We start from the raw sequence: 13231 nt of genomic DNA on the forward strand, positions 1-13231 counted from the left end.
TGATCATAATACTTTACATTTCTTTATCTTTATTCATTCTGGTGGTTTTTGGAGTTGAATAATGACTGTACAGGGGGAGTTTCTGCTGTTCCTTTTTTTCCCGGAGTGCATAGATCCATGCTGTCACTTCCTTTGCCGGATTCAGGAAAGTAAGCTCAGGGTATGCGCTGATTATGAAATCTGTCAGATAAGTGAATAATGAAATAGTCTCTATCAGACTGTTCCAGGCATCATCCGGCTCATAATGCCCAAATATGTATGGTAGCCTGCTTACTACATATGACTCTCCCCATTCTTCTACATAGCGACCACTTTGCCAGGTCTCAAAATCTTTTCCTTTCAACGTTTTCGTTTGTAGCTCCATTAAATAGAGAAGATTATATTTCAGGCCGTTGTCGTATTGGATCTTTGCACTGAAATAATTACCCCGGTGTAGTTTTACTGCCATAAACCATGCATGATGCCAAAATTTATTTACAATATGGCCTACACGATCCAGGTTAAAATAATTCTCCGGAAGGAACCTGCATTTCTGTTCTATGTAAGTCAGTCTCTTATGATAATCCTTCTTATCTACCAAACAGTGAAACCCTCTGCTGATGTATTCCATAAAAAAGGAAATCCTTTGGTCAATGACCTTCTTCAGGTGAGTAGGTATAACGGCATACAATAATTTCTGATCCTTTAACCGCACATATTGAAAGAGCCAGAACAAGAGGCGGCTATCCAGGAAAAAGACATCCAGTGCCACTTCTCCGGAAAAGAAGATCTTTTTACCCATCAGGCCTGCTGCAATATTATCCTGGTAGCAGGCAATTGGTGGGGCGATCTGTGCTACCCATTCGCTTGTATTTTCATACCATTTTACATTACGGGAAAAGATGGAAATGTCAATATCAGAATATTCGTCTGCCTGCTTGTGCTGCCTGCTTTGAGAGCCGGTGATGATAACATAGGCTATATCTTCATTTTGAGCAGCCCAATGCCGTAATTTATCAATGATCGCTTCCTTGTGCTTGTTCATTCAATGCGGTATCTTGAGGTGAGTAATAAACTGAAAGTGGCAACATCGGTTGCTTCAATGTTGTTCTCAACAAAGCAGTCAGCATGTTTACAGAAGAGCCATTCCTGTAATAGGCCCTATTGTTCATCGATATCTTTATCACCATTCCATCTCCATAGTTATCACACCTGATATCAACAGGATATTCCTTTTTGCCATTTTCCTTTTGCGCTTCATTTGGAGAAGGCATTGGAATACCGGGCAGATCCCGATAATTATAGGCAGCAAAAACATACTGTTGCAGATCTGTTCCAAGTGCCTTTTCGATACTATCGTAAGGAACCTGCCCATGAGCGCGGCCATCCAGATGTACCTGATGGATCTGCCGGAACACATCGGACAGGCTGGCATTGCTGTCAATCGTGATCCCTAGAGGCAGCACATTGGAGAACTGCCCTATTCCCTGTTCGTTTTCCCGGATATTCACGATGGTATTGACAATAAATTCCTTCCTGCCCCCCTGTAAAAAATATTGATCCAGTAATGCCAGTGACAGTATAAAGCTACCTGGGGTAATATTATTTATCCTGCAGAATTGTAATGTGTCGAGATAATCGTCATGCAAGATCCTGCATTCAAAGTCTAGAGTATGCGCTGGCTCCGGATATATACTTTGCTCACCCAGGAGTGGCGTTAGTGTACTTCTCCAATATTGCAGTTGCTCCTGAGCGGCATTGGATTGCAGGAAGAGACGCTGTAAGGCTGCAAACCGACGATGTTCTACAGGGTCGATCACTATCCTATTACTGTTATGATATCTTCCATGGAGCCAGTTCCGCAACAATCTGTTGGAAGCATCATCTGTGAGCGCGTGGTGGATCATGACATAGGCAATGGCCTTTTCTCCTTTATAACATACACAGGAACGAATACCGTTCCCCTGTCCGAGGTTTAGCGGGCGTTCCTGTACTTTTTTTATAGTTTTCACATCATGCAGATCATCAACTTCCAGGAAGGTGACATCCGGTTCAATAGCTGATATTGGCAGCGGGGATTGCTTTAGTATGCCATCAACAACATAGATCTTCATCCGCAATATTTCCATCTCTTTACATGCCTGCTCCATCACCTGTAACCATTGCTGTTGGTTGAATGGATGTAGTTCCAGACTGAATATTCCTACGGCATGACGATACTCATTATCTCTAAAATAGGCGAGCTGATTGCCAGTTAGTTCAAATGCTTCATTTCCGATATTGACTTCTGCCACTCCATCCAGATGAGTAACGAAAGGCGCCAGTGTTTCTATAGTGGGATGTTTCAATATGCGGACTACATCCACGTGAAAATGGGCTTGTTTCAATCGGGCAACGATATGGACAGAGCGCAACGAATTTCCACCCAGCTCATAAAAGTTATCACTGATACCGATCCGGGCTACGCCGAGTACATCCTGCCAAATATCAGCTAATAATCGTTCTATGCTATTTTGAGGGGCTTTGTACGTTTTCCTGACAAGATCTTTATCCTCTACCTCTGGCAAAGCTCTTTTATTCACCTTCCCGCTATAGGTCAATGGAATTTGTTCCAGTTCCACGATATAAGCGGGGAGCATATATACAGGTAATGTTGTCTCCAGAAAAGCTTTCAGGGCCACCTTATCCAGAATATCCGCTGCTACCACATAGGCTACAATTACTTTCTCTCCTCCCACTTCTTTTGTTATCACCACTGCCTGGTTCACCATTTCTTTTTTCCTTAGCAAGGCCTGTTCTATTTCTTTCAGCTCTACCCTATTGCCTCTGATCTTTACCTGACTATCTTTTCTGCCCATGTAAGCAATATTGCCGTCAGGCAACCATCTAGCCAGGTCTCCAGTCAGATAAAGCTTTTCACCTTTTTCAAAAGGATGATCAATAAAACGTTCCCCTGTAAGATCCGGACGATGCAGATAGCCTGCAGAAACACCTGCACCCGATACGCACAGCTCTCCTGTAATGCCCGGTGGTAATAACGCCAGACTATCAGACAAAATATAAACAGCAGTATTATATATCGGCTTACCTATACACCCCTTAGGTGACTGATCCCCTTTTGACAGCGCATAACAAGTAGCATCTGCAGTGACCTCTGTTGACCCATAAATATTCAGAAGGGTATTTTCGCCAAACAGGTTGAAGAAGTTGTTAATTAATGTATCTGGTAGTTCTTCGCCACTACAGGTCCAGTATTTCAGGTCTTTCAGGAGGTATGCCTTCTTATTGAGCAGCATTTCTTTTAACAGCGATGGTACCAATACGATCCTGCTGACTTTATGTTCATAAAGGCTGCTGATAAATCCATCAATATCCAATACTGCACGTTTTCTGAATATAACCAGACTGATCCCCTTCAATAAGGGACCAAACAGCTCCCAAAGATGATCTACAAAGCTGACAGACGTTTTCATGGAAGACACTTCATGTGCTTCAAATGGATATTCCTGCCACATCCAGTAGAGGCGGTTCAGCAAGTTGGAATGGCTGATACAGGTTCCTTTCGGGGTACCGGTAGAGCCGGAAGTGTAGATCACTGCAAGCATGTCCTCCACTGGACCGGCAGGAGTATATACGCCTTCATAAGCCAGTGCCGCTTCAATGTTTCCTGCATCCAGCAGGTGCCTGCAGCGGGCATCATCCATGATGTAATTAACACGTTCCTGTGGGGTTTCTTCATCCATTGGCACATATACTGCCCCTGTCTTCAATACACCCAGAATAGCCATAACCAGCTTCTCTCCCTGATCCAGTCTGATCCCAACGAGGTCCCCAGCCTTCATCTGATAGATTTGCTGCAGATAAGCTGCCAGGCGATTAGCCCTTTCATTTATTTCCTGATAGGTGAATGTCTGGCCTTCGAATACAAGCGCAATACTTTCAGGTGTTTGACTCGCCTGTGTTTCAAACAGTGCTATGACATTTTTATCAGTAGGACAGGCGAATTTATTTTCTTCATGCGACGCCAGTAACCATTGTCTTTCTTCTTTTGTTACAATACTGATGTCAGCAACCGGACTGCTTCCCTCTCTGATAATATTTTCTAAGGTATGCCTGAAATGGTCCTTGATCATCTCTACCCAGTGGCCTTGCAGCAGCTCACTATTATAGCTAAAGTTAAATACCAGCTTATCATACAGATTCACCATGATGGTAAGCAGGTAATTCGTTTGCTCATTTAATTCCTTTCGCCCTGTTTTCAAGGGTAGCCCCTCCGGTACCTGTGTTGATTTAGGATAATTCTCAAAGATCAGGATGCTATCAAAAAGATCTCCTTTCAGTTCAGTCCAATGTTGTATATCATTCAGACTGGTATATTGGTACTTTCTCGCTGTCGTATGCCCCTGCTGCAATTCCCTCAACCATTCACCAACAGATTGTGCCTTTGGGATCACCGTGCGTAATGGCAGGCTGTTAATATACAACCCTACCCGATTCTCAGCATCTTTCAGGTCCGAAGGGCGGCCAGATACTACCACACCGAAAGCTACATCAGAAAGCCCCGTATACCAATGCAACAGCAATGACCAGGCTCCCTGCACCAGCGTATTGACAGTGATCTGCTGTTGCTGGCAATATTGCCTGATCTGTTCTGTCATTTGCTCATCTATGGCCATCCGGCTATAATTCACCTTGCCATCCCGTTTATTCCTGTCAGGAAGATTTTCTGCAAATGGCAGGAATGTCTTTTCATGATACCCCGACAGATAGTTTTTCCAGAAAACTGTTGCTTCATGTTCATCACCGGCGGATATATACCTGATATAATCCGCATACCTGTCTTCTTCAATTCCAACGACTCTTTTTCCGTTCACAAAACCAGTATAAGCTTCCAGCAGCTCTCTGATCAGTACTGCATTAGACCATCCATCCAGAATGATATGATAATGTGTCCATACCATCTTATAAACGGATGCACTCAGCTTTATCAGTGTGATCCGCATTAAAGGAGGTCGTTCCAGATCAAATTCCCGCTGTAGATCCTCTTCCAGAAATGCGGCTACGCTTGTTTCCTGTTCGGCTGATGGCAAATGGCTATAATCGATTTCTGTAACAGGCAAGGTTACTTTATCGTACACACATTGCACTGGTATACTTAATACATCAGCCACAAAACCAGTCCTGAGAATACTGTGCTTGTTAATAATATGCTGCCAGGAGGCTTTAAAGGCTGGTATATCCAATCCTTCGGGAAAATCCAGCCGCAGCTGTTCCATGAAAGATCTACCTTTTCGGTTGTAGAGATAGTGGAACAACATGCCTTTTTGTAAAGGGCTCAAAGGGTATATATCACTTAGATGCTCCTGGTCGGTTGTTTTCAGGAACTTATTAAGTTCCTGAAAACCTACTGCGGGTGCCAGTCCATAATCCGAAGGCGTATAAACCCGTTGAGGGACTCCTATGCAATGCCGGATCAGTTCCTGTAATTGACTGATATAAGCAGAAGCCAATGCTGCAATATTAGCCTCTTCAAACTGAGAAGCTGCATAGTTCCAATACAGCACCAGCATGCCTCCCTTTATGATACTGTTTACTTCTATCTTATTTCGAAGCACATAAGCAGCACTGATATTCTCTCCCGCCGACTCTGCGGCTCCCTGTATCAGCTCCTCTTTATCTATAACGTTATCGGATTGGCCCAGATAATTAAATACCAGATCCCAGTGCTGGCCCGACAACGATTCCCTTACCTCATTATCGGGATGCAAATAACGTAATAAGCCATACCCCAGACCTTTCTGTGGTACCTGCCGCAAACGTTCCTTTACGGAGCTGATATGCTCCCCTATTGACAAGCTTTTATCAGCCAATAGTTGCACCGGATACATACTGGTGAACCAGCCTACTGTATTGCTGAGATCCAGCTCCCTACTGATAAATTCACGTCCATGGCCTTCCATACCTATTACCACCTGTGACTGCCCACTCCATGATAACAAAGCCTGCGCAAGTGCACTTAATAAGATGTCATTGATCTCCGTATGATAAGCCCGGTTTACATCCTGCAACAAATAGCGGGTTAATTCCCCATCAAGGCTAACCGAATACGTTTTACGATCTGCAAATACTGCTGTTTCAGGCGCTGCGGGCAATGGCTGATAAGCAGCTGCAATGGATTTCCAGTACGGCAATTGTGAAGTGATTGCATGCGTTGTTACAAGTGTTTTCAATGCTTCTACCCACTCCCGCACAGAGCTGCTCTTGCTGCCAAATGCAATGGCCACCCCATTCATTACCTGCTGTAATGCAGATTGAAAATGATTTAGCAGTATACGCCAGGAAACACCGTCTACAGACAAATGATGTATAGCGATCAATAACCTGTTATGACTTTCATTATCGGGTGTTTTGATCAATACGGCCCGGATCACCTTTCCTGTATGGATGTCCAGACGCTGTTGCCAGCGATTACAAATGGTGGTAATATCCTCAGCTGAAGGTTCCAATATCACTTCTTCAAAACATTCCTGCATGTCACCAAAATATTGAAGCCATTTTTCTCCTTCCTTCCTATACCCAGCACGCAATGCATCATGGTAAGCCAGCAATGCATGCATGACAGCAGCAATCTGATCTCCCTTTACGGATTTATCTATGCTTAAAAGACGGGATTGATTAAAATGTGAAGGATGGGTCTGGACTGTTTCAAAGAACCATTGCTGTATAGGTAGCAGATCGGCTTCTCCACTCAGCATGCCCTGTTCGGCAGCAATACCGGCCGCCTGTTCGTTCACCCGCTCTGCCAGCAAAGCAATTGTTTGCCGGTCGAAGATGTCCTGCGGATGCAAAGACATCCCCTGACTATTGCATCGGCTTACTACCTGAATACTGATGATTGAATCTCCTCCCAGCTCAAAGAAATTATCATGGATGCCTACCTGGCCAACCTTCAACAAGCCCTGCCATATCTCTGCCAACTTATATTCTATTTCATTTCGGGGGGCCACATAAGGCTGTGTCGCCAGTGATGCCACCTCAGGATCAGGCAATGCTTTCTGATCAATCTTTCCATTGTGTGTCATCGGAAGTGCTGTCATTTCTACCATTAGCGCAGGTACCATGTAATCCGGCAATATATTTTTCAAATACTCCCGGATCGCCTCCTTGTCATATGCTCCTACAGGAACGATATAAGCAACCAGCTTTCTGTTCCCATCTGCATCTGCCCTTGCCAGCACGGTGGCTTGCTCCACTTTACTACAGCTATTCAGTACTGCGATGATCTCTCCCAATTCTATACGGTGTCCTCTTATCTTCACCTGATCATCGATCCTGCCAAGATAAAGAATACTACCATCTGGCAGCCATTTACCCAGGTCACCTGTCTTATACAAACGGCCCTCTCCAAATGGATTCGCAATGAACTTCTCTGCTGTAAGCGCAGGACGTTTCAGATAGCCACGAGCCAATCCGGCGCCACCGATATACAGCTCTCCACTACTCCCTACTGGTACTAAATTCTTGTCAGCATCCAATATATACATAGCCGTATTCCATAAAGGAGATCCGATAGTCACTGGCGTATCCGCATCACTGATCTCCTGTACGCTACTACCAATAGTTGTCTCTGTAGGCCCATATTCATTGTAGATCACCATATAGGGATTCAGTTGCTTCAGGATGCGAATATGATAAGCGTGTAAAGCTTCTCCCCCTACGATCGCACATTGTATAGTGCTGGAAAACTGCTGTCCTTCTAACAGACGTATATGAGATGGAGTGAGCTTAATACTATTCAGCGCTGTGTGCTGAAAGATCCGCGGCAACACCTCTCCCGGTTCACGGCTGTTCTCTATATATAGAGTTCCTCCTGTCAGCAAGGTCAGGAAAATGCTGGTCTGCGTCAGGTCAAAAGATAGCGCTGTAAATAAAGGGAAGTTAAACGGCGTTCCCTCAATATGATAACTTTCCAGTGAATAATTCAGGTAGTTCAATAAGCTGTTATGCTCGATCATAACCCCCTTAGGATTACCTGTAGAGCCGGAAGTATAAATAACATACACCAGGTCATGCAGCCCCGCTATCGTCTTTTTTACAGCCGTAGTTTGCTCAAAGGTCTCCAGCTGGATATCAATGGATAATACCGGTACCTCCAGCTCTAAAACATCAAACATGGAGGCCGATTCTATAATTAATAATTTCAGCCCGGTATCTTTTATTATAAAGGATTTCCGTTCAATGGGGTAATCTATTTCAATAGGTACATAGGCACCTCCGGCTTTTAATATACCCAGTATGGAAATAATCGCCCAGATAGAACGATCCATCATCACACCTACCAGATCATCTGGTTGCAAGGAATAATTTACCTGTAAATGGCAGGCAAGCTGCGCTACCTTATCATATAATTCCTGGTACGTCAATCGCTCTCTGCCACATACGAGTGCGATATGATCGGGATGATTAGCCTCCTGGGCCTCAAACCGGGATATGATATCAGTGTTTCTGTCATCCGCAACCGTTGTAGCATTGAAGTCTGCTAATATCTGATGTGATTCCCTGCTGGTCAACATTTGCAGCGTCGCCATTGGTTGATGGGGATTGCGCACTATTGCTGACAGTAACTGGCAATAATGCCCTTTCATCCGCTCTATAGTGGATGCCATAAACAGATCACTACAATAACCCAGTCGGAAATGAATACCGTATTCATCCTCTTTAACGATCCATTCCAGATCGAATTTCGACTTCCTGTCCTGCGACAATACATCTACATCAAAATCAAGTAATGTCACTCCGCCTGGCCGGTCTTTCCGCGCCTGTTGTATGCCGGCGGTACTATGTAAATCAAACCACACCTGGAATAATGGTGTATTTGTCACATTCCTTTCCTTTACGACCCTTTGTACAATCTTTTCAAAAGGCACTTCCTGATGCTGATAAGCCTCCAGTACAGTTTCTTTTACATCAGACAATAATTTACTAAATGATTCTCCGCTATTCACTTCCGTACGTAATGCCAGGGCATTCAGAAAATAGCCGATCAGTGGCTCCAGCTCTTTCATTTGCCTGTTTGCAACAGGGCTACCTACACAAAGGTCTGGCTGGCCGGTATATTTATATAAAAGCAGTTTAAAGGCTGACAATAACAACATGAATAAAGTGACCCCTTCCTGCCTGCACAGCTCATGAAGCTCCTTTACAAGCTGTTCATCCAGATCAAATTTCACAGCGCCCCCCCGGGTGCTCTGTATAGCAGGACGAGCAAAATCCAGTGGGATATCCAAATTGGGTAATTGTGCCAGCTTCTTTTCCCAGTAAGCCAATTTATCGCCCAACACCTGCTCTCTTTGCCAAATTGCATAATCAGCATACTGTATTTCCAGTGGCTTCAGCAGGGGCAATCTATCTGCGGAGGCAGCATTGTACAGCTCCGTCAGCTCCTGGCCCAATATATTGGCTGACCAGTCATCTGCTGAAATATGATGAAGGACCAATACAAGCACGTAATCATTCGTTACATTTCTTTCAAATAAAACGGCTCTGAAAGGATGGTCTTTTGCAAGGTCAAAAGGTGTATTGATCGCCTCCTGCAACTGTAGTTGAAAAGCCTCTTCTCCATTATCCTGCAGCTTCTCATAGTGAAATACCCAACTATTCTGAGGCAGGATCTCCTGATAAGCGATACCTCCTTCTTCTCTGATTACTGTCCTAAGTGCCTCATGCCTGTTTACAATAGCATGCAATGCAGCACGTAAATGAGCGATGTTAATAGAACGTCCGAACTTCCGCACATAAGGAATATGATAGTTGACACTCCCCCCCAACTGATCAATAAACCACAGCCTTTCCTGAGAATATGACAAAGGAATCCTGGTGCCTCTCGCAGCAGGCGATATACCTTGCGGCAGCAGCATGGATTTGTTTTTTCCCTCTATAATCGCACTCAGGGAAGCAACGGTAGGATTGGTAAACAGTTCCTTCAGAGAAACTTCTACCTGCAAGTGTTTTCTCAATGCGGCAATCACTCTCATAGCCAACAGAGAGTGGCCTCCCAGCTCAAAGAAATTGTCGTAAATACCTATCTGACCAATGTGCAGTAAATCCTGCCAGAGGTTGACCATTATCACTTCTGTTTCATTACGGGGTGCTACATAGTCAGCGGCATTTAACTTTACTACATCCGGAACCGGTAAGGCACTTCTGTTGATTTTCCCATTAGCAGTTAAAGGCATTTCATCCACTTCTATCCAAAGGGATGGTATCATATACGCTGGCAACCTGGTGCTCAGATATGCCTGCAATTGTTTTTTATCATAGTTATCTACCGGCACCACATAGGCGATAAGCCGTTGGGCGCCGGTACTGTCTTCCTTTGCTACTACCGCATTACGGCCTACCATAGCCGATTGCTGCAGTACATTCTCAATTTCTCCCAGCTCGATGCGGTAACCACGTATTTTCACCTGGTTATCCATTCTGTCCAGATAAACCAGATGACCATCTTCCCGCCATTTTGCGAGGTCTCCCGTTCTGTATAAACGTCCCTGACCAAATGAATTGGAAATAAATTTCTCTGCTGTAAGCTCGTGTCTATTTAAATATCCTCTGGCGACCCCATCTCCACTGATGCACAATTCTCCTTTCACACCTGCCGGCACCAGCTGCATATATTTGTCTACAATATAAACCTGCGTATTATGGATAGGCCTGCCAATCACCACCGCTTCTCCGCTATACAATTGTTTCATAGTAGACCAGATAGTGGTCTCCGTAGGGCCGAACATATTCCATACTTCGCGTCCACCCAATGCCACCAGACTTTCTTTGAGGGCATCTTTGATAGCTTCTCCTCCGGATAATATCACGATTTCTTCTTTATTTCGCCAGCCACTGTCCAGCAATAATTGCCAGGTAGCAGGTGTCGCCTGCATATGGGTAGGTCGCTCATTGTCCAGCATTTCCTGCAAAAGGAAGCCATCCATGGCTACCTCCCTGGAAGCCATAATCACTCGTCCTCCTGTAAGCAAAGGCATATATAGCTCCAGATAAGAAATGTCGAAGCAGAATGTAGTCACTGCCAGCAAACTATTATCAGCAGAAAAACGCAGCTGCGCTGTCATAGCGCATAGGAAATTGACCAATGCCTTGTGCTCAATCATCACGCCTTTAGGTCGTCCTGTAGAACCGGAAGTATAGATCACATAGGCCAGGTCTTCAGGAGCCGCAAGGGCAATCAGGTCGTCTGCTGCTTCTGCCGCAATAGCAGACTGTAAGGTGTCTAATAATACTAAACGACGCTCTTCAATGCCCAGCAATGCCTGAAGCGATGAAGTGCTCATCACCAATGGCGCCGCTGAATCAGACAACATATAGCTGATACGATCAGCAGGATATTCGGGATCAATGGGAATATAAGCAGCACCTGTTTTCAGAATGGATAAAAGGCCGATAAGCATGTCATGAGACCTGTCCAGACAAATACCCACCAGCGTTCCCGGACCTGCTCCTTTCTTTTGCAGGTAGCGGGCCAGCCTGTTGGCGCTTTCATTCAGTTCTTTGTAGGTAAGGCTTTTACCTCCAAATGTAAGGGCAGGACGATCCGGCGTTTGCTGAGCCTGCGCTTCAAACAGCTGCACAAAAGTCTTTCCCTGCGGATATGCTTTGGCGGTAGCATTGAGGTCTACTAGCAAATATTGCTCCTCTGCCGGGGTTAATATATTAATATCAGATAAACGGGCATCCGGCGTTTCGATCACCTGCTTCAGGGCATGCTCAAAATGCCCTTTTATCATCTCTACATCAGCCGTTGCAAGTAACGCAGTATTATATTTAAAATCTACCGTTATCCGGCTATTCAGGTTTACTTCAATAGATAACAGATAGTTATTATTCTCTTCCACCTGCACATTGCCTATTGCCAGTGTTCGCTCACGGCTCCCGCCTCCTCCCATTAAAGGATAATTCCTGAATACCAGGATACTATCAAAGATATCTCCACTCAGTTTGTTCCACTTACGGATATTGGTAAGAGAAGCATATTGATATTCACGTGCCTTTACATGCATACGCTGACTATCCATCAACCAGTCACTAATACGAAGATCAGGAATGAACCGGGCTCTGAATGGCAGGGTATTGATATATAAGCCCACTTTATTATCATACTTTGTTTCAGCAGGCCTACCGGAAACTGTCACACCAAAAACAATATCGTCCTTTCCACTATATTTAGATAAAAGGATAGCCCAGATGCCCTGAATAAATGTGCTGACAGTAATATGGGCAGATTGTACATACTGTTCAATACGACTGGTCCATGTTTCTCCCAGTGCCAGCGTCTGCTCTCTGAAGGTACCTACCCCTTTGTTACGATCGCCAGTATTCGCAGTAAAAGGTAATAAGGCTGGTTCTTCAAATCCTGCCAGGTATTCTTTCCAGAACTGCTTTTCCTTGTATGGATCAATGCTGCTGATAAACTTGATATAATCCTCATATTGATCTACAGGTCGCTCAGCTGGCTGTTCTCCATTTACATAGGCTTTATAGGCCGACAGTACCTCACTGATGATCACCTGTCCAGACCATCCATCCCAAAGGATATGATGCTTTGTCCAGATCATCCTCATGGCTATTTCATCCATTTTGACCAATGTCACCCTCGTTAAAGGAGGTTTGTCAAAATCAAAGCCCTTATGCTGATCTTCCAACAACAACGCACTATATTGATTCTCCTGCTCCTGTTTGCTTAAATGGCTATAATCCAGTACAGCAAAAGGCAGTGTGACATCTTTATATACACATTGTAAAGGGATGCTTACCTTATCATGGATAAATGCAGTTCTGAGGATGGTATGGTTACGTACCACAAACTTCCAGGACTGCTCAAATGCTGCCACATCCAACCCTTCCGGGAAATCGACACTAAACTGGGTAATATAAGTGGTCGTCTTATTATCATATAGACTATGAAACAACATCCCTTCCTGCAAAGGGCTCAGTGCATACATAGCCGCGATGTCGTTCAGACGCAGCTTGCTTGTACCATTTTCCTGCTTTTTAGCAGAAAAATATTGTACCAGCTGCGCCTTATTATCTTTGATAAAAGTAGAGATATACGGGTTTTGCTTTATGTGCAACAGCTCTTCGGGTCTCAATTTTCCATTACTACCTGATAATAACAGATCTCCATTCTTTTCCTTTAATGACAGCCCTAGCTGTTCGAGCTCTTTTATAAACGTTTCCATCGTGC

General features: G+C 44.4%; 2 protein-coding genes. Both read right to left on the minus strand.

The window, feature by feature from the left end; translation table 11 throughout:
- Positions 1-13: 13 nt before the first annotated feature.
- The gene (locus U0033_RS11775) at positions 14-1024 is read right to left on the minus strand and encodes an aminoglycoside 6-adenylyltransferase (protein WP_072361456.1); all 1011 of its coding nucleotides are present in this window, start codon (positions 1022-1024) and stop codon (positions 14-16) included.
- Entirely contained in the window at positions 996-13226 is a 12231-nt protein-coding gene (locus tag U0033_RS11780; RefSeq protein ID WP_072361453.1) for a non-ribosomal peptide synthetase, read from the minus strand. Before U0033_RS11780 ends, U0033_RS11775 begins: the two co-directional genes overlap by 29 nt.
- Between the last annotated feature and the right edge of the window lie 5 nt (positions 13227-13231).

Origin of the sequence: Chitinophaga sancti (assembly GCF_034424315.1) — a bacterium.
GTDB lineage: Bacteria > Bacteroidota > Bacteroidia > Chitinophagales > Chitinophagaceae > Chitinophaga > Chitinophaga sancti.

Bases quoted from the DNA above. Each gene is read 5' to 3' on its own strand.
- U0033_RS11775 (WP_072361456.1), bottom strand. From the start codon at position 1,024: ATGAACAAGCACAAGGAAGCGATCATTGATAAATTACGGCATTGGGCT.
- U0033_RS11780 (WP_072361453.1), bottom strand. From the start codon at position 13,226: ATGGAAACGTTTATAAAAGAGCTCGAACAGCTAGGGCTGTCATTAAAG.